Source organism: Arthrobacter sp. Bi83 (assembly GCF_918698095.1).
Lineage (GTDB): Bacteria > Actinomycetota > Actinomycetes > Actinomycetales > Micrococcaceae > Arthrobacter.
In genome coordinates this window covers 20,685-38,886 of the sequence record NZ_CAKKLY010000048.1, presented here as the reverse complement: position 1 = coordinate 38,886, position 18,202 = coordinate 20,685, and the positions used below count along the sequence as shown (strand labels likewise).

The window sequence follows — 18,202 nt, the reverse complement described above, 5'->3', positions numbered from 1 at the left end:
CCCCACCACCGCCCCGCCGGAGCTTAGTGGGCGCGGGGGACCTTGAAGTGGGTGATGCGCGCATCCTGTCCGTCCAGCTCCGCCCAGGATTTTTCCGTCTCGAGGACGGTCAGTCCGCTGGTAGGAAAACGCGTTGCCGCGTCCATGTAGGCATCGTGATTCGAATCCCGGGACGCCAGGTGCATGGCCAGGTCCTGCACGCCCGGCATGTGGGAGATCACCATCAGCGTGGTGACGGTGTCCGGAACGTGGTTGATCACCGAAAGCATGCTCAGCCCCGAAGCGCCGTAGAGTCCGTCCTCAAGTTTCGGCGTCGGCGCTTTGTCGCCCAGCTCGCTGCATACCCAGGTGCAGGTCTGGCGGGTACGCAGCGCACTTGAGCACAGGATGAAGTCGGGGACGATGTGGTGCTTGAGCAGCCACTTGCCGGCCAGCGGAGCCTCGCGGTGCCCGCGCTCCTCCAACGGCCGGTCGTGGTCCGCCACTCCGCCCGGCCAGTCGGCCTTGGCGTGGCGCATGATGACCAGCCGTTTCTTGTGGTGCCCGCTCATGGACTCACCCTACTACCCAACCAACCGGCAGCCGGGCGCGCCGACTCAGTCTTCGAGGACGAAGGTCACTTCCAGCACGACGTGCCAGGCCACCACGTTGCCGTCGGAGATTTCGACTTTCTGCTCCTTGACCCAGGCGCCGGACACACCGCGCAGTGTCTTGCTGGCGCGTGAAATGCCTTCCTTGATGGCGTCGTCAAAAGAGGTTTTGGAGTTGGCGCTCAAGGTGGTGATGCGTGCGACAGACATGGTTCCTCCTCATAGTCGGATCAACGATCCGAGCCTACGCCGGAGGAAGAGAAGGCAATAGAGTTCAAAAAGACCAGCCGCGGAGGCACATGCTCGTTGGCGCCGGACGCGCAAAAGCGGCAGTTCGGGTGGGAGAGGGTGCTGCAACGCAGCGGTACATCCCGAAAGCGCCGTTGTTGCGCGAACACCGCTGTCGAGGTTCCCTGACCGAGCTTGCGAGGTGAGGGGGACGGCGGGGGGAAGCGAGCGCAGGCGCCGAGGGATCGTGGCGCGAAAGCGAAAGCGCCCGCTCCCGCTGAGGGGAACGGACGCTTTTGCACGAAGTTAAGGCTAGATCGAGTATTCCGGAGCGGCCCAGACAACAACTTCGGGGTGCTCGTAGAACCGGTAACCCTGGCCGCGGACGGTACGCACGGTGTTGGCGAGGCGGCCCAGCTTGGAGCGGAGGCGGCGGATGTGGACGTCGATGGTGCGCTCGTTCGGCACTTCCTCGGCGTTGCGCCACAGGCCCTCGAGCAGTTCGTCGCGGCCCACGGTGCGGGTTCCGTTCTCCACGAGGTAGTTGAGGAGCTCGAATTCCTTGAACGTCAGGTTCAGGGATTCGCCGTCGAGGTGGACTTCGCGGCGGGCGAGGTCGATCAGGACACCGGAAGGACGGGGATCCTGGGCCGGCTGGAGACGCGCGGTTTCAGTGCGCTGACGGGTGTTGACGGTGGGGTCACCGAACGTGGAGCGGACGACGTCGAGCGCGGAACCCTGGGCGCTGGCCGGCGCCACTGCGACGGCGGCGTAGCTCTCAGCACCGGAAACGAGCGACTGGGCGTAGGCCCGGATCTCCTGGGCAAGCTTGGCTATGGAGGTGCCGGCAGCAGCCGCGGTTTCCTCGTCAATCCCCATGTAAAGGACAAATCCGCGGGCCACGTTGTCGTTCGGCACCGGGCGGACGGACGTCCCGGGAGCGGGAGCCAGCAGGGGCGTCGGGGCGGTCAAAGGGGCGGCTTCCTCAGCCGGAACAGCGCGCAACTGGCCGTAAGAATTGGGGTTGTATCCCTGGGGCGCGTAGCCCGGGGCCGGAAAGTTGTTTCCCTGGCCGGCCGGGGGAAACGCCGGGCGGGCGCCGAACCCCTGGCGGAGTCCGGAGGCCTGTCCGGCCTTGTTGGCGTTACGGACGGAGATGTGGACGTATCCAGATGCAACTGACATGAATGCTTACCTCAATGTGAATGGCCGTCATCGCGGCTCGAATGCTTGGTTCCCCGCAATGAGTTCTGGGGAGGGCGCCCGACGCTGGGCTGGGGGGCGAATGCCTAAAAACTTCGTGGGGTAGAAAGTCAGGCGTGCATTCGACAACAGCGCATGTCGGCAGCAGCGGGTGTGCTGGGCCAATATTCTGCGGTTGCAGGTGCTGTTGAGTTCTTGTTCACATTTGAAGTGTGCAACGTAACAATGAAAACTTGCAAGTAACAATGGACGCTCACGTCCGCATCGTGAGACGAAAGCCCCCTTTGTGGGTCAAATCACAATTCTGAACGCCTCAATTTTCGGCGGTCTTTTTCCAGAACGAACGTTCAGAAAGCGACTTTTGTCGAATTTTGTGCGTGAAACTCCTCTTTTTCCGGTGAATATTCAGTCAGATCCGAGCGGCCGGAATTCGGCAACCGCCAATCGGCGGTTGTCCAGCTACGACGCGATCCGGACTGGAAATTTTTGCCGGAGCACTCCCGGTCGCCACGGTCAAGCGCCCGCGGGTTTGCCGAAATCCTCCGTTCCCCGGACCCGGCAAACCGGCAGCCGAACTGCTGCGCTGGTCTCAGCTGGTCTGCCCGGCCTGCGTGGCGGCGGTCACCAGGACACTTTCCGCCGTCAGCGTCGATCCTTCCTTGGCCGCCACGATCCTGACGGCAGCCCCGGAGACGATATCGGCGACGGTCAGCCCGCCGGTTCCGGTCTGCTGGCGACGTTGTTGCTGATTGCCCACGACTGTGGCGTCGTCGAGCGTGTAGGTGCTGGTGAAGCCATCCGCGCTCTTGACGGTCACTGAGTCCGAGGCGACGCTGGAGACCGTACCCAGCTGCGCCACCTTGGTGACGTACTGGCCGCTCTCCTGGACCACGTACTCCGAGTGAACGGCAGACGAGACGCCGCTGGCCATGCCGCCGAGCCCGCCGGCAGTGAAATCGCCGGGGGCGCCCTGGCCCGGCACCGCTCCGCCGTCAACACCGCCGCCCCGCCCGCCAAGCGTCCCGCTTCCGTCGGGAGCCGTCCCGCCCGGGACGGTGCCATCCGGAGCGGTACCGCCTTGGGGCACCCCTCCTTGCGGCAGTACGCCCTGGCCGAGGCCGCCGGCGCCCGCGGCGCCGTTGGCAGCGGCAGCATTATTGCCCAGGCTGTAGACGCCCACTCCGGCACCGGCCGCCAGAACGGCGGCCGCACCGGCCACAAGCAGCCCCCGCTTCAGCGTCCACGGCTTGCCGGCGGAAGACGCCGCACCGGCAGTACCGGCCGACGGCGGCGCTCCCCATCCGGTGCCCCAGCCTGCGCCGTTGCCAGTCGGCTCGGCCGAAGCGGCGGTGCCTGAGGACGCCGACGGCGGCGCTCCCCATCCGGCGCCCCAGCCCGGCGACGGCTCCGGAACGGGGGTTGTGGCAGGCACGGGTTCAGTGGCCGCCGCCGGCTGGGCCAGGGACACCGGTTCGGTGGCGGGATGAGACTGGGGTACGGGGCGGGCCTCGGGAACAGGTGGTTGCTGCTGTCCGCTCATAGCTATCTCCTTTGGGGTGCTGATTATGTCCCTTCCAGACTGGGAAGCCTTCCTGTGACTGGCCTGTGCAGGGCAAGAGCCATGCCTGTGATCTCGAAAAGCCCCTCTCCCCTGTCCAGCTCGCTACGCTGGGATTCACAGCCGGCGCACAGGAACCCCAAAGCGCCGGCTAAACCGCAGAACGGAGAGTTGTCCCATGGCCACTTCGCACTCCATGACCAACAACCTTCCCCAGCTCACCCATCCGGACGGCTCCCCCATCCGTGCCCTGGTGGTCGACGACGAACCCAGCCTGTCCGAGCTCATGAGCATGGGACTGCGCATGGCGGGCTGGTCCGTTGCCGTTGCGGCCGACGGCCCTGAGGCGGTCAAGCTCGCCAAGGAGTTCCGCCCGGACGTCCTCGTGTTGGATGTGATGCTTCCCGGCTTCGACGGCGTTGAGCTGCTCGGCAGGATCCGTGCCTTCGCACCGGAAGTGCCGGCGCTGTTCCTGACCGCCAAGGACGCAGTACAGGACCGCATCGCGGGCCTCGCTGCCGGCGGCGACGACTACGTCACCAAGCCCTTCAGCATGGAGGAAGTCCTGCTGCGCCTTCACCGCCTCGTGCAGCGCTCCGGCGTGGCGGCGATGGACTCTGCGGAACTCGTGGTGGGAGACCTGGTCCTGAACCTGGACACCCGTGAAGTCACCCGCGCCGGTGACGAACTCCAGCTCACGGCCACCCAGTTCGAGCTGCTGCGCTACCTCATGGAAAACCCCAAGCGGGTGGTGAGCAAGGCCCAGATCCTGGACCGTGTCTGGAACTACGACTTCGGGGGCCAGGCCAACATCGTCGAGCTCTACATCTCGTACCTGCGCAAAAAGGTGGATGCCGTGCACCCGCCGATGATCCACACGGTCCGCGGAGCGGGCTACGTCATCAAACCGGCAGACTAGGCCGTGACAAGCCTTTCCGGAGCCACCCGAACGCCGCGCCGCAGCGTGCTGAAGCCCGGCACCTGGCATCTCCGCACCCGGCTGGTCCTCGTTGCCATGGCGCTGCTCGTGGCCATCTGCGCCGCGGTGGGCCTGTTCAGCTACGCCAGCATGGACTCGTTCCTCACCCGCCAGCTCGACGATCAACTCACCGGCGCAGCTGACAGGGCCCGGGACTTTGGCCGTCCCCCGCTCGGCGGATCGGGCAATAAGCCCGATCCCCTCGAAGGCAGGGGCCAACGCGTCGGCACCATAGCAGCCAGGATCCAGGACGGCGAGGTCAGCAGTGCTGGTTTCCTGGCCGCCGATCTCACCCGCAAGACACTGTCGGCGGCAGACGACCAGGTTCTTTTGGGCCTGCGCCGCGACGGCGTCCCCGTTGACCGCACCCTGTCCACGGGGGCCTACCGGCTGGTTGCCGCCCAGTCGCCCTATGGCGACGTCATGGTGACCGGGCTTCCCCTCACCGAAAAGCAGAACACCCTGACGTCCCTTGTTGTGACCATCACCTTGGTGTCGCTGGGTGGCCTCGTCCTCATCGGCCTCGCCGGAACCGTGCTCATCCGCCGCACCATGAAGCCGCTCGAACAGCTCTCGGAGGTGGCCACGCAGGTTTCCCGCCTGCCCCTCGACGCCGGTGAGGTGGCACTCGCCGTCCGCGTCCCGCCGTCGAACGCCCACCCCGGAACGGAAGTGGGCAGCGTAGGCCATGCCCTCAACCTCATGCTGGACAACGTGTCCAATGCCCTCGAGGCGCGGCAGGAGAGCGAAATGAAGGTCCGCCAGTTCGTGGCCGACGCGTCGCACGAGCTCCGCACGCCGCTCACGGCCATCCGCGGCTACACCGAGCTGATGCGCATGACCGAGAAGTTCACGCCCGACGGCCAGCGCTCCCTCGCCCGCGTCCAGAGCCAGTCCGTGCGGATGACCACGCTGGTGGAGGACCTCCTGCTGCTCGCGCGGCTTGACGAGGGGCAACCGCTAAAGCTCAGCGACGTGGACCTCACGCAGCTGGTGATCGAGACAGTTAGCGATGAAAAGGTCATGGCGCCCGACCGCAACTGGCACCTCGAACTTCCCGAAGAGCCGGTAGTGGTGCGCGGCGACGCCTCACAGCTTCACCAGGTGCTGGTCAACCTGCTCTCCAACGCGCGCAAGCACACCGGGCCGGGCACCACGGTGGTCACCGGAGTCATGAGGTCCGCCGACGGCAGTGCAGTGATCACCGTGACGGACGACGGCGCGGGCATCCCCGCGGAGTTCGTGGACCGGGTCTTCGCGCGTTTTGCCCGCGCAGACGCGGCCCGGGCGACCCCCGTGCCGGCGGCGCCGGGCGCCCAGACGGCGGCCCCGTCCGGGCAGGCTTCCGCCGAAGGAACCAGCGGGCTGGGGCTTTCCATTGTGCAGTCGATCGTGGAAGCCCACGGCGGCACGGTGGAGGTCTCCTCACGGCCCGGCCGCACCGAATTCGCGGTCCGACTGCCTGCACAAGGCGACGCGCCGTCGTCGTGATCTCTGTTACCTAAATGTGACTTAAGCGTGAGCCTCCTGTACGGTCGATAGAGTGCGGCCACCACCAGGGCCGCATATCCGGATGGACGCCCAGCTCTGCCGCTTCCCGGATTCCGCTTGACCAGGCAGAGGCGGGGGAACCAGAGTCCCGGGCAATCCGCATCAAGCCCTTGGGGTGAAGCCGACACGTGAATCGCCGTGCGGCCGGATGACCTCATCCGAACCCGACAGCTAACTCCGCAGGTGTTGAGAGGCAATCCACCATGTCTGAATTCAAGGTACAAACGCGCCCTGATCGCGCTTCCACGCAGTCCCGGCAGAAGCTTTCACGCCACCGCGCCGAACCTGTCCGGCCCATGTCGGCCTGGGGCCGGCTCACTGCTGACATCCCGTCATTCGGCCGCCGCGCGGCCGTGGTGACCACGGCGTGTGCCGTGCTCATCGGTGTCGGTGCGGCCAGCCAGGCCGCCGAGCAGGCTGCCCCGGTAGCCAGCCCCGCAGCGGCCTCCGCCACGGCCGACGCGGCGTCAACGCTCAACTTCGACAAGACGCTGATCTCCGCCCTGCCGGCGCCGACATCAGCCGCTTTGGCCCCGCAGTCCGCCGCCAAGCCGGCCGCCGCCGCGAAGGCTCCCGCTGCCAAGGCCGCCCCGAAGGCAACGGCAGCCAAGCCCGCCGCTGCTCCGGCGAAGGCTGCTGCCGTGCCGGCTGCCAAGGTGGCCCCGGTCCGGGCTGCCGCTCCGGTGGCTAAGCCCGCTGCTCCTGCCTCGGTGGATGACCCCGCCGGCGCTCAGGCTTATGCAGCCAGCAAGCTGTCCTCCTTCGGCTGGGCCGCGGACCAGATGCAGTGCCTGCAGAGGCTCTGGACCAAGGAGTCCGAATGGCGCACCACCGCCACCAACGCGAGCAGCGGCGCCTACGGCGTGGTGCAGTCCCTGCCTGCCGAGAAAATGGCGAGCGCCGGACCGGACTACCGCACCAACTACCGCACGCAGATCAACTGGGGCCTGGACTACGTCAAGGAACGCTACGGCTCCCCCTGCAGCGCCCTGAACTTCCACCTCGCCAACAACTGGTACTAAGCCGCCAGTCGGTGGGAAGCGGAGCGCGCGTTTCTGCACCCCTTTGAGTTTTTCGACGGCCCCCGGATCCACGTGATCCGGGGGCCGTCGGCGTCCCTGCACGTGGGCGCGGCCGGGAAGCGGTGCAGAAATGCGGCGGCCGCCCTTCCAAGGGGCCAAAACTTCCACAGCCCCCGCACAGCTTCGCCCTAAAACCCTCATATGAGGCCCCGCCACTGTTGAAGCATGACCCTCACAGACCAGGCCTCAGGAACCCAGCCGCACCCTCCACTGCACCCCCAGCCGCCCGCGCGGGTCCACTCCGCGCCGTCTGACGGGCACAGCCCGGCCGTTGCCCGTGCACGGCATCTGCGGCGCTCACCCATCGACACCGCCGCCGCGGTTCCCGTGCTGGACGTGACCATCCCCGTCTACAACGAGGAACGCGACCTGGAGGAGTGCCTGCGCCGGCTGCATGCGCATCTCCGGGGCAGCTTCCCGCACCCGTTCCGCATCACCGTGGCGGACAACGCGAGCACGGACGACACCCTCAAGACCGCCGAGCGGGTGGCCAGGGAGCTGCGAGAAGTGTCAGTGGTGCACCTCGAGGAGAAGGGCCGCGGCAACGCCCTCCGCAAAGTGTGGCTGGCCTCGCCGTCACCCGTCCTGGCGTATATGGATGTGGACCTCTCTACCGACCTCGCGGCTCTGGGTCCCCTCCTGGCACCGCTGATTTCCGGGCACTCAGACCTCGCCATCGGCACGCGGCTGACACGCAATTCCAGGGTGGTCCGCGGGCCCAAGCGCGAGTTCATCTCCCGCAGCTACAACTTCCTGCTCCAGTCCGTGATGGGGGCGCACTTCAGCGATGCGCAGTGCGGTTTCAAAGCGATCCGGGCGGACATCGCCCAACAGATCCTGCCGCACACCGTGGACAACGCCTGGTTCTTCGACACCGAGCTCCTGGTCCTGGCCGAAAAGTGCGGGCTCCGCGTCCACGAAGTTCCGGTGGACTGGACGGACGATCCGCATTCCAGTGTGGACATCGTCCAGACCGCCCTCGCGGATGTCCGCGGCATGGCCCGGCTCAGCAGGGACATGGTGTCCGGGCGCATTCCCGTCGCCGAGCTTCGCGGTGCGCTGGCCCGCGGCCCCCTTCCCGCGGCCTCCCGCAGCCAGGAACAGAGCCCCGGCGGCAGCCTGTTCGGCCAGCTGGTCCGCTTCGGTACCATCGGCGCAGCGTCCACCCTGGCCTACCTGCTGCTCTTCTTCCTGTGCCGCAATTTCATGGATCCGCAGCTCGCCAATTTCCTGGCCCTGCTCACCACGGCCGTGGCCAACACCGCGGCCAACCGGCGCTTCACCTTCGGCATCGCCGGCGGCAGCGACGTTGCGCGCCATCACTTTGAGGGTCTTCTGGTCTTCGGGATCGGTTGGGCCCTCACCTCCGGGGCGCTCGTCCTCGTCCATGGAAGCACGACGCCGGACCGCTGGCTTGAGCTGGTCACCGTCACCGCGGCCAACCTCGCCGCCACGGCGGTGAAGTTCCTGCTGTTCAGGCTATGGGTGTTCCGACGGCGGCAGTCGCCGCCGGTGCACCAGGCTTCCGCCGCCACAGACTCCAAGACCGCTGAAGAAGAGGCAAGCAAATGACCACCACAGTGAGCCGTGCAGAGCACCGCACGGAGGCCGAATCCGGCGCAGAACAGGAACGGGGCGTCTCCGGGCAGACGCCGGTGTCGCGTTCACGCCTTCATTCCCTGCTGACGGGAAACCAGTCCCGCTGGGTCCGACCGTCAGCCGCGCTGCTGCTGGCCTTCTCGGCGGTCCTGTATCTCTGGAACCTCGAAGCCACCGGATACGCCAACTCGTTCTATGCCGCGGCCATCCAGGCCGGCACCAAGGACTGGACCGCCTTAGTGTTCGGCTCCCTCGATGCCGGGAACGCGATCACCGTGGACAAGCCGCCGGCGGCACTCTGGATTCCTGCCCTGGCCGGGCGGATCTTCGGCTTCTCGCCGCTTAGCATGCTGGTGCCGCAGGCACTCATGGGTGTGGCCGCCGTCGGGCTTCTCTACCTGACCGTGAAGCGTGTGTCCGGTCCGGCCGCCGGGCTGCTGGCCGGCGGTGCACTGGCCCTGACCCCCGTGGCCGCGCTGATGTTCAGGTTCAACAACCCGGACGCCCTGCTAACGCTGTGCCTGGTGCTGGCAGCATATTTCACCACCCGCGCCATCGAAAAGGCCGGCTGGAAGTGGCTGGCCGTGGCCGGTGCCGTGATCGGACTCGCGTTCCTGACCAAGATGCTGCAGGGCTTCCTGATTGTGCCCTGCCTCGCGCTGGCTTACGTCTGGGCCGCGCCCACCACCCTGGGCCGGCGGGTGCTGCATCTGCTGGCGGCTGCCGGCGGTATCGTCCTCGTCGCGGGCAGCTACATCGCGCTGTTCCAGCTCACGCCCGCCTCAGCACGTCCTTACATGGCGGGCTCGGAAAACAACAGCTTCCTGGAACTCACGTTCGGCTACAACGGTTTGGGCCGCATCACCGGTTCGGGAGGGGGCACGCCCGGCGGCGGAACCGCCCCAGGCGCCGGCGGCGGCATGTCCGGCAACGTGGGCTTCGGCGGAGCGGCCGGCATTACACGGATGTTTGGTGGCAGCTTCGGGGGCGAGGTGTCCTGGCTGCTTCCGGCTGCGCTGATCCTGCTCGTTGCGGGCCTCTGGTTCACACGCCGCGAGACCCGCACCTCCCGGACCCGGGCGGCCCTGATGCTGTGGGGCGGCTGGCTGCTGGTGACGGCTGGAATCCTGAGCTTCATGGGAGGAACGGTCCATCCCTACTACGTTGTGGCGCTGGCACCGTCCATCGCGGCGCTGGTGGGAATCGGTTCCGTTGAACTGTGGCGCGGGCGGTCCTACTGGCCAGCCAGGACCGTTCTGGCCGCAACAGTCCTGACGGCCTCCGTTTGGTCCGCAGTGCTGTTGGGCCGCGACGCGTCCTGGCTGCCCTGGCTCAGGCCGGCCGCAGTTGTCCTCGGCGTGCTGGCGGCGGCAGCGCTGGCGCTGCGGCTCGACTCGCTCCAGAACGTTTCCGCACGGCTGCGCAAGTCTGCGGCGGCCGGTGTTGTGGTCGTTTCGCTGCTGGCGGGCGGGCTCGGCAGCACGGCCTGGACCTTCGCCACCGCCGCCCAGCCCCACTCCGGTTCCATTCCGACGTCGGGACCCACCGCGTCCGCCATGGGCGGTCCCGGAGGCCAGACGGGCAGGGCGGACATCGCCGGCGGTGCGGGCATCAACGGAGGGCAGGGCGGCCCGGCAGGCGTGGCCGACGGCGCCGGATCGGCCGGCTCCGAGCTCACCGCGCTTCTCAAGTCGAGCACCGCGAAGTGGTCAGGAATCGTCTCGGGGGCCAGTCAGGCCGCGAGCCTGGAGCTGGCGACGGGCACCAACGTCATTGCCCTGGGCGGCTGGAACGGCGGCGACCCGTACCCCACCCTGGCGCAGTTCCAGGAAATGGTGGCCAAGGGCGAGATCGGTTACTTCATCTCCGGCGGAGGCATGGGCGGCATGCGCGGAGGCGGCATGCGCGGGGGGAACTCCGAGGTTGCCACCTGGGTAGCCGCCAACTTTGACGCCCAGACCGTGGGCACTTCCACCGTGTACAAGCTGAGCGAGTAGGCCGTCATGACCAACACCATTTCCCGCCTTAGCTTCCGGCGCCCCGGTTCCACGGCACCCGGCGTGGCCAGACAATCCGCAGGTGCCGGGCAACCAGCGGAAACCGGGCCGCCCGCCCAGCTGCGGAGCCGCCTCGAGCTTGCCGGGCTCCTGCTGGGTACTGCCGTCCTCTACCTGTGGAACCTGGGAGCTTCGGGCTGGGCCAATGCTTTCTACTCGGCCGCGGCGCAGGCCGGCTCACAGGACTGGGCGGCGTGGTTCTTCGGCTCCTCCGATTCCGCCAACGCCATCACGGTGGACAAACCGCCAGCAGCCCTCTGGATTATGGGCCTGTCCGTCAGGCTGTTCGGACTGAACTCCTGGAGCATCCTGGTGCCGCAGGCCCTGATGGGGGTGGCGACGGTCTGGCTCGTGTACCTTGCGGTGCGCCGCGCCGCCGCACCCGCCACCGGCGATGACCGGCCCGCCCACTGCGGCGGCCTGCTGGCGGGCGCCGTTATGGCGCTGACCCCGGCGGCTGCGTTGATGTTCCGCTTCAACAACCCAGATGCCCTGCTGGTTCTCGTCATGACCGCGGCTGCCTACGCAGTGCTGCGCTCGATCCAGGATGGCCGCTTCCGCTGGCTCCTGCTGGGCGGTGTGCTGCTCGGCCTCGGATTCCTGACCAAGCAGTTCCAGGTCCTGCTGGTGGTGCCTGGCCTGGCCGCCGCGTACCTGCTCGCTGCACCCGGCGGCCTCGGCAAAAGGCTGTTGCGGCTCGCCGGCGCGGGCGGTGCCATGGTGGCCGCCGCCGGGTGGTGGCTGGCCGCCGTCGAACTCATCCCGGCAGAAAACCGGCCGTATATCGGCGGCTCGCAGAACAACTCCATCCTGGAACTCACGCTCGGCTACAACGGCCTGGGCCGGCTCAACGGCGACGAGACCGGCAGCGTGGGCGGCGGGAACGGCTGGGGAACGCCCGGGCTTCTGCGGTTGTTCAACAGCGAATTCGGCGGCCAGATCGCGTGGCTTCTGCCGTCGGTGCTGATCCTTGCCGGCGCCCTGCTGTGGGTCGGCCGGCGTGCCCCGCGGACTGATGTGGTGCGGGCCTCCGTGGTGATCTGGGGCTTGTGGGTGGCGGTCGCCGGCCTCACGTTCAGCTTCATGGCCGGCATCATCCATCCGTATTACATGGTTGCCCTGGCCCCCGGCATCGCAGGCCTGGCGGGGCTGGGCGGCATCCTTCTGTGGCAGCGCCGCGCCCGTCCCGCGGCAGCCCTGCCGCTGGCTGCAGCTGTGATCGCTGCCGGGTGCCTGGCCTTCCAGCTGCTGGGCCGCTCCCCCGCGTACCTGCCCTGGCTGCGCTGGACGGTGCTGCTCGCGTCGCTGGCCGCGGCGGCCCTGCTCCTGCTGGCGCTGGCGGGGCAGGACCTCCGGACGTCATCGGCGCAGCTCCGGAAGGCATCGCAGCGCACGACGGCGGGAGTCGCGCTCGCGGCGGTCCTCGCGGCGCCGCTGGCGTCCGGACTTCCGGTGATGGCGGTGGGAGGGTTCAACGGAACGGATCCCGCGCCGACCCTCGAACAGTTCCAGAAGCTGGTGGCCGCCGGTGAAATCCACTACTTCATCGGCGGCAGCATGATGCAGGGCGAGACGGGGTCGGACGCGGCGGCCAGGATCTCCGACTGGGTGGCGGCAAACTTCACGGCCAGGACGGTGGGAGGCGCCACGGTCTACGACCTTTCCTGACCGCAGCGTGCGCCAGAGGGGCAGGGGCTCGAGGGGGCCGGTGCCCTAAGGGGCGTGCGTCAGAGCCGGAAGGAGATGACCGGTCGGCCGTCCGTGCCGGACCCCACCGAAGCGGTGACCGCAGAGTAGTCGGGGATATGCAGCACGCCGTCGGGTACTACACCGGTGTTCGGGCCGACCGCCACCGTGCGGATGCCGGCCGCCAGACCTGCCGCGATGCCGGCAGGGGCGTCCTCGAAGACCACAGCTTCCGACGGTTCCACGCCCAGCAGTTCGGCGGCCCGCAGGTAGCCTTCCGGATGCGGCTTGCCCCGGGTGACCAGGTCCGCGGTCACCGCCGTGGCAGGCATCGCCAGGCCGGCGGCGCCCATGCGGACGTCCGCCAGGATGCGGTCGGCGGACGTCACGAGGGCCACGGAGTCCCCGGGCAGCGTGCGCAGCAGCTCAGCGGCACCGGGCAGGGCGACAATGCCCTCGGTCCGGACCCGCTCCATTGCGCCGAGTTCCTCGGTAAGGGCCACCACGTCCGCGCCAGCAGGAGCGAAACGCCGCACTGTGTCCCCGGCCTGGACACCGTGGGAGGTCCGCAGGATCTCGGCGATGTCCAGTCCATAGCGCGCGGCGAACTCGCCCCACACCTGTTCCACCACCGCGGTGGAATCCACCAGGGTGCCGTCCATATCGAAAAGGACGGCACGGGCCGTGAGGGTCCGGGCCGGAGCAGGTGTTGTGCTGGAAGTCATGCCCCCATTTTGCCCTACTGTCCGGCGGCCTCGGGGGCGGCTTCCCTGCCGGGGATGAACTGCACGGCCCATTTGTTGCCGTCAGGGTCGGAAAAATACACGAAATGTCCCCAGTCCTGGACGTCCACGTCGCTCACATCCACGCCGTTGGCCTTGAGCTGGGAGTGAGCCGCCTGAATGTCACTGACCACGAGCTGGAGGCTCGGCGCCGTGCCCGGCGGCGCATCGTTGAGGCCCTCCCCGATGGCGATCGAGCAGCCGGAGCCGGGCGGGGTCAGCTGGACGAAGCGGATCCCGTCCATGGGACGCTCGTCGTAGTCTGCGTTAAAGCCGACCTTGTTGACGTAGAAGTCCTTGGCGCGGTCCACATCGGACACGGGGACGAACACAAGTTCAAGTTTCCAGTCCATGGTGCACAGGCTAGCCCGGCACGAAAGGATCCGGAAGACCCGGGATGCCCGGCCCCTCTCAGCCGGCGATGCCGTACAGGCGGTCCCCGGCGTCGCCGAGGCCAGGCACGATGTAGGACTTCTCGTTCAGTTTTTCGTCGATCGAGGCCAGCACGATGGTCACGTCGGCGTCGGAGAGTTCTTCCTCAAGTTTGGCCAGGCCCTCAGGCGCAGCCAGCAGGCAGATGCAGGTGACGTCCGAGGCGCCGCGCTTGAAGAGGAATTTGATGGCCTCGCGCAGGGTGCCGCCGGTGGCGAGCATGGGGTCCAGGACAAAGATCTGCCGGTCCGTGAGGTTCTCCGGGAGGCGCTCCGCGTAGGTGATGATGTCAAGGGTCTCCTCGTCGCGGGCCATGCCCAGGAAACCGACCTCGGCCGTCGGGACCAGCTTGGTCATGCCCTCGAGCATCCCCAGGCCGGCACGGAGGATGGGGACCACCAGGGGCGTCGGCTTGGTGAACGCGGTGCCGACGGTCGTGGACACCGGGGTTTCGATCGTGACCGGCTCGGTGCGGACGTCGCGGGTTGCCTCGTAGGCGAGGAGGGTGACGAGTTCCTCGGTGAGCTGGCGGAAAACCGGCGAGGGGGTGTTCTTATCCCGCAGGACGGTGAGCTTGTGGGCGACCAGCGGATGGTCCACGACGAGTGTGCGCATGGGTCAAAACTATCACCCGGAGGCTGCCTTCCCGCCGCGGCTTCCGGCTCCTCCGCCGGCGTCGGGAAGCTCCTTGTCCGGCAGGTGGGCGGGGTGTTCGAAGGTGGGCGCCGGACCCGCATGCTCCCTGCGGCGGATCACGTGGAACAGCCGGTGGGCCAGGATCACCATGCCCACCCAGGCCAGCCCGAGGAGCCATGCGGCCATCACGTCCGTCATCCAGTGATGGCCGAGGAACACCCGGCTGAAACCCATGGCGATGATGAACACGGACCCCGCGGTGATGGCCGCCACCCTGAGCCGCCTCGTGCGGACCTGCAGGCACACGAGGTACACCACCACGCCGATCACCACCGTGGTGTTGAGCGTGTGGCCGCTGGGGAACGAGGGCGAAAACTCGAACGGCGGCACGGCGTCGATGTGGTCCGGGCGGGTGCGGCCCAGGAGCGTCTTGCCCACGGTGGTTGCCGTCACCGAGACAGCGGCGGCGCCGCCCACGAGGATGAGGGGCCGCCAGCTGCGGCTGACATAGATCAGCCAGGCCACCAGGATGCTCGCCAAAATGGGCATGCCGATGCCGCCACCGATGTTGGTGAAGGCCGTGACGGCGCTGTCCAGCCAGGGAGTCCGGTACTGTTTGGCGAGCTCCAGGGCTGGTTCATCCAGGCCGGACACACCCTTCTGGTCCACCACGCTGTCGTACACCTCGGCTCCGAGCAGCGTTAGGGTGATCACCAGGATGCCGCCGACGATGAGCGTGATCCACAGTGCCGCGTAGGGGCCAAGCCACCGCCCGAAACGGTCAGTCACGGATTTCATCATCGCTCCCGGCAAGGTGCTGTCTGAAACTAAGTACCCTTCGAAACTATCATTGACCCATGGCCCCGGCAGATCCGCAACACCTCGAATGGATGGGCCTCGCCCTCGACGAAGCCCGGCGGGCTCTGGCCACCGAGGATGTGCCCATCGGCGCCGTCGTGATCGGGCCTGACGGCGCGGTGCTGGGTTCGGGGCGCAACGAACGGGAGGCGCTCGGGGACCCCACGGCCCACGCCGAGGTCGTGGCCATCCGTGAGGCTGCCGCGCGGCTCCGCGAACGGGCCGCGCAGCACGGCGGTCCCGGGGACGGCTGGCGGCTCGAGGACTGCACCCTGGTGGTGACGCTGGAACCGTGCGCCATGTGCGCTGGGGCGATAGTGCTGGCACGGATCCACCGTGTGGTCTTCGGCGCATGGGATGAAAAGGCGGGGGCCGCGGGGTCGGTGTTCGACATCCTCCGCGAGCGCCGCCTTAACCACTGGGTGGAGGTCTACGCGGGAGTGCAGGAGGAGGAGTGCGGCGCCGTGCTGCGGGATTTCTTCGCCGCGCACCGCAGGACGGGGCCCCTGAACGGCGGGGTCAGTACGGAGCCCGGAAAAGCCGAACCCCGGGGCATCGAACGCCCCTAGCCCTTACGGCTTGCCCCGGCCGTTGGCGGCGTCCAGGGCGTCGATCCGCTCCTGCCGGGACGCCGGCGAATCGAGGCTGAAGGACCGGAAATCGCCCAGGTCCTCCTGGATCCAGGCTTCGACCTCGGCAATCCGCCGTTCAACGGCCGGCGTGGGGCCGTCAAAGAGCCAGAACGCGATCCGCGCCTTTACTGGGTCGTACTGCCACAGCCCGATGATCCGGCCGCGGTCGAGAATGGGGTGGTCCGGCAGATCGGCCTGAATCGCCAGAGTGGAGTTGAGCACCTTTCTGCCCTTGTCCGCCTCGGCAAACAGGTCTCCGGAATTCCGCCGCTGCAGGACCAGCGAATCGGTTCCGGCCAACAGCTGGATCTGCTCCTCGTCCGGCGGCGTGAACCCGGCGAGGCGTTCGACGTCGTCGGGCAGCATCCAGAGCACGTCACCGCCGGCGGTGGGAACCTCGACGGCGCCGACGGCGGCCAGTGCGGCTTTGCTCTGGGCGACGGTGAAGCCGGTGAACCATTGGGACTGTTTGAGGGTGGCCCCGCCGGTCCAGCCCAGGTAGCGGCGGATCAGCTCGGCGCGGGCGCCCTCGGGGTCGAGGGTGCTGGGCGGCAAGGCCCAAAGAGTGTAGGCGTAGCGCTGCTGGTCCAGGCGTCCGTTGATGGGGACCCGTCGCACCCGGCCGTCGGCCTGCAACAGCCCCAAGGCCGTGGGCAGGGTGGTGGCCGCGCCCTTTTTCTTGCCCTCCTCGCCGAGGTTCCGGACCGATTCGCCCAACTCATCCTTGAGCTGTTTGGGGTCCATCGGCCCGGCAGCCTCGGAGAGCACGTGCAGGATCTGCTCTTCGAGCAGGGTCATTTCGCCGCGGTCCACGCCCAGCCTGCCCAGCACCCTGAAAGCCTCTTCCGCGTTCTTGCCCAGGCTCAAGGCCCACGCGAAGTCCTCCCGGCCCAGGACGTACGTGCAGCCGCGGGCCGTGGGCAGCTCGTGGATCCGCAGGTCCAGGACGTCCTGGTCCACCTGATCGCGGCGAATGCCGGCACGCGCAAAGAGCGTCAGGTAGGGATTGGCGCCGCCCACAGAGCGTGCCCAGCCTGCCCGGGCGAACACCTCGTCCGAGGTGAAGCCGGCCAGCGTGCCGTCCAGTCCCTGCTTGTGCCAGGCCCACGCCCGGAGCAGTTCGGGAGTGAGCGCCTCTGGTTGGACCTCCCCGGTGCGGATGCCATCGGACTGCGAGACGTGGATAGTCATGCGCTCATTGTCCACTAGCAAGCCGGTCCGAGGAATGGCCGGGCCCCGGAGCCGTTCCGCCGATGATTTCCAGGACGTGCCGGGCGGTCGCGTGCCAGCCGGGAAGCCGGTCCCGTCCGGCGAGCGCCGCCTGGCGCCACTGCGCTTGCAGCTCCGGCGTGGTGAGCCAGCTGCGCAGCACCGCTTCGAGTGGTGCCGGGTCTGTGTCGAGGACGACGGCGGCCCCCGGCAGCCGCATTCCGCCGCGTTCCGGCGCATCCGGGTTCACGGCACCCAGGTTCAGTGCTTCGACGGCGCCCGTGCCGCTGCGGACCACCACGGGAACGCCGTGAGCGAGCGACTCGGTAACCACCATCCCGAACGCCTCCACCCTGGACACGAGCAGACTTAGATCCGCCGCATGCCACTGCTCTTCCAGCGCGGATCCCGTCAGTTCGCCGGCAAGCCGCACGCGGCCCTCCAGCCCGTACCCGCCCAGCGCCGCCCTGACTTCCCGCGCGTAGTCCGGGTCCGCCTCATCAGAACCGACCAGCGCCGCCGTCCACGGCAGGTCCTGCACCTGGGCCAGGGCGCCGAGGAGGAGCAGCTGGTCCTTGTTCGGCAGCAAGGCGGCCACGGAGAGAATGTGCGGCGGCTCGGAACCCGCGGCCGGCTCGGCTTTCTCGGTTCCGGGCAGCGCCACGTGGACGCGGGCGGCGCCGTGACGCCGGGTGATCTCAGCCGCGGCAGAGCCGCTTGTGCAGATCACGCCGGCGGAAGCGCGGAGGGCGCGGATCTCCAGTTCCGGATGGTCGATCAGCGGCATGTGCAGCAGGATCCACGGGCGTTGCCCGCCGGCGACGGCCGCTTCCAGCGCTTCAGGGGCGCCGGAGGCGACGAGCCCGTCCAGGATCGTCACGGTTCCCCCTGCCGATAATCCCCGGGCCGGGTCACCGGTGCCGGACCGCAGCAGGCCAGCCAGCCGCCGTCGTTCTTCACTGCTGCCTACCGGCCAGGTGCCCCCCACCGGTTCCACGTCCACGCTGACGCCCAGCTGCGAGAGTCCGTGCGCCAGTGCCGCGTTATAGACGTTGCCGCCCGAATTGTGGCGGATGTTCCCGGGGACGAGCAGCCGGACGGCGGCCGGACGGGGTTGCAT

General features: G+C 68.1%; 17 protein-coding genes and 1 riboswitch. Of the genes, 7 read left to right on the top strand and 10 right to left on the bottom strand.

Annotated elements, in window-relative coordinates:
• Nucleotides 1-23 precede the first annotated feature (23 nt).
• The 4 genes from LQ144_RS18630 to LQ144_RS18615 all read right to left on the bottom strand — a co-directional run bounded on the left by LQ144_RS18630 (nt 24) and on the right by LQ144_RS18615 (nt 3,561).
• Entirely contained in the window at nt 24-551 is a 528-nt protein-coding gene (locus tag LQ144_RS18630; RefSeq protein ID WP_230120200.1) for a histidine phosphatase family protein, read from the bottom strand.
• Nucleotides 552-596: 45 nt separating this feature from the next.
• Nucleotides 597-800: a dodecin family protein gene (locus LQ144_RS18625; RefSeq protein WP_230120199.1), complete on the bottom strand. Its 204-nt coding sequence runs from the start codon at nt 798-800 to the stop codon at nt 597-599.
• Between the two features lie 330 nt (nt 801-1,130).
• A complete protein-coding gene (locus tag LQ144_RS18620) occupies nt 1,131-2,003 on the bottom strand; it encodes a winged helix-turn-helix domain-containing protein (protein WP_230120198.1) in 873 nt (290 codons plus the stop codon).
• A gap of 607 nt (nt 2,004-2,610) precedes the next feature.
• On the bottom strand, nt 2,611-3,561 hold the full coding sequence (locus tag LQ144_RS18615) for a hypothetical protein (RefSeq protein WP_230120197.1): 951 nt from the start codon (nt 3,559-3,561) through the stop codon (nt 2,611-2,613).
• Nucleotides 3,562-3,757: 196 nt separating this feature from the next.
• Between LQ144_RS18615 and LQ144_RS18610 the strand changes: the two genes are divergently transcribed.
• The 6 genes from LQ144_RS18610 (at nt 3,758) to LQ144_RS18585 (ending at nt 12,515) form a co-directional block, all read left to right on the top strand.
• Nucleotides 3,758-4,498: a response regulator transcription factor gene (locus LQ144_RS18610; RefSeq protein WP_230120196.1), complete on the top strand. Its 741-nt coding sequence runs from the start codon at nt 3,758-3,760 to the stop codon at nt 4,496-4,498.
• Between the two features lie 3 nt (nt 4,499-4,501).
• Nucleotides 4,502-6,049 (top strand): HAMP domain-containing sensor histidine kinase, encoded by a 1,548-nt coding sequence (locus LQ144_RS18605; RefSeq protein WP_230120195.1) that lies wholly within the window; start codon nt 4,502-4,504, stop codon nt 6,047-6,049.
• Nucleotides 6,050-6,143: 94 nt separating this feature from the next.
• Nucleotides 6,144-6,307: riboswitch (cyclic di-AMP (ydaO/yuaA leader) on the top strand.
• Nucleotides 6,308-6,312: 5 nt separating this feature from the next.
• Complete coding sequence (locus LQ144_RS18600) at nt 6,313-7,131, top strand: hypothetical protein (protein WP_230120193.1); 819 nt, start codon at nt 6,313-6,315, stop codon at nt 7,129-7,131.
• A gap of 225 nt (nt 7,132-7,356) precedes the next feature.
• Nucleotides 7,357-8,763, top strand: a complete 1,407-nt coding sequence (locus LQ144_RS18595) for a bifunctional glycosyltransferase family 2/GtrA family protein (protein WP_230120191.1) — start codon at nt 7,357-7,359, stop codon at nt 8,761-8,763.
• Nucleotides 8,760-10,787, top strand: a complete 2,028-nt coding sequence (locus LQ144_RS18590; protein ID WP_230120189.1) for a glycosyltransferase family 39 protein — start codon at nt 8,760-8,762, stop codon at nt 10,785-10,787. Before LQ144_RS18595 ends, LQ144_RS18590 begins: the two co-directional genes overlap by 4 nt.
• A 6-nt stretch (nt 10,788-10,793) precedes the next feature.
• Nucleotides 10,794-12,515: a glycosyltransferase family 39 protein gene (locus LQ144_RS18585; RefSeq protein WP_230120188.1), complete on the top strand. Its 1,722-nt coding sequence runs from the start codon at nt 10,794-10,796 to the stop codon at nt 12,513-12,515.
• Nucleotides 12,516-12,574: 59 nt separating this feature from the next.
• Here LQ144_RS18585 and LQ144_RS18580 read toward each other — a convergent pair whose 3' ends face one another.
• Genes LQ144_RS18580 through LQ144_RS18565 form a run of 4 tightly spaced genes read right to left on the bottom strand, consistent with a single transcriptional unit; the run spans nt 12,575 to nt 15,181 of the window.
• Nucleotides 12,575-13,258 (bottom strand): HAD-IA family hydrolase, encoded by a 684-nt coding sequence (locus LQ144_RS18580; protein WP_230120187.1) that lies wholly within the window; start codon nt 13,256-13,258, stop codon nt 12,575-12,577.
• A gap of 14 nt (nt 13,259-13,272) precedes the next feature.
• Nucleotides 13,273-13,668, bottom strand: coding sequence for a VOC family protein (locus LQ144_RS18575; RefSeq protein ID WP_230120186.1), 396 nt, complete (start codon nt 13,666-13,668; stop codon nt 13,273-13,275).
• A 58-nt stretch (nt 13,669-13,726) separates the two neighbouring features.
• Nucleotides 13,727-14,362 (bottom strand): uracil phosphoribosyltransferase, encoded by a 636-nt coding sequence (gene upp / locus LQ144_RS18570; protein WP_230120185.1) that lies wholly within the window; start codon nt 14,360-14,362, stop codon nt 13,727-13,729.
• Between the two features lie 12 nt (nt 14,363-14,374).
• Nucleotides 14,375-15,181, bottom strand: a complete 807-nt coding sequence (locus LQ144_RS18565) for a phosphatase PAP2 family protein (RefSeq protein ID WP_230120184.1) — start codon at nt 15,179-15,181, stop codon at nt 14,375-14,377.
• Nucleotides 15,182-15,240: 59 nt separating this feature from the next.
• Between LQ144_RS18565 and LQ144_RS18560 the strand changes: the two genes are divergently transcribed.
• The gene (locus LQ144_RS18560) at nt 15,241-15,810 is read left to right on the top strand and encodes a nucleoside deaminase (protein ID WP_230120183.1); all 570 of its coding nucleotides are present in this window, start codon (nt 15,241-15,243) and stop codon (nt 15,808-15,810) included.
• A gap of 3 nt (nt 15,811-15,813) precedes the next feature.
• Here the strand turns inward: LQ144_RS18560 and LQ144_RS18555 are convergent, their stop codons facing one another.
• Both LQ144_RS18555 and LQ144_RS18550 read right to left on the bottom strand, forming a co-directional pair.
• Nucleotides 15,814-17,064 (bottom strand): crosslink repair DNA glycosylase YcaQ family protein, encoded by a 1,251-nt coding sequence (locus LQ144_RS18555; protein WP_230120182.1) that lies wholly within the window; start codon nt 17,062-17,064, stop codon nt 15,814-15,816.
• Nucleotides 17,065-17,068: 4 nt separating this feature from the next.
• Nucleotides 17,069-18,202, bottom strand: a complete 1,134-nt coding sequence (locus tag LQ144_RS18550; protein ID WP_230120181.1) for a glycosyltransferase family 4 protein — start codon at nt 18,200-18,202, stop codon at nt 17,069-17,071.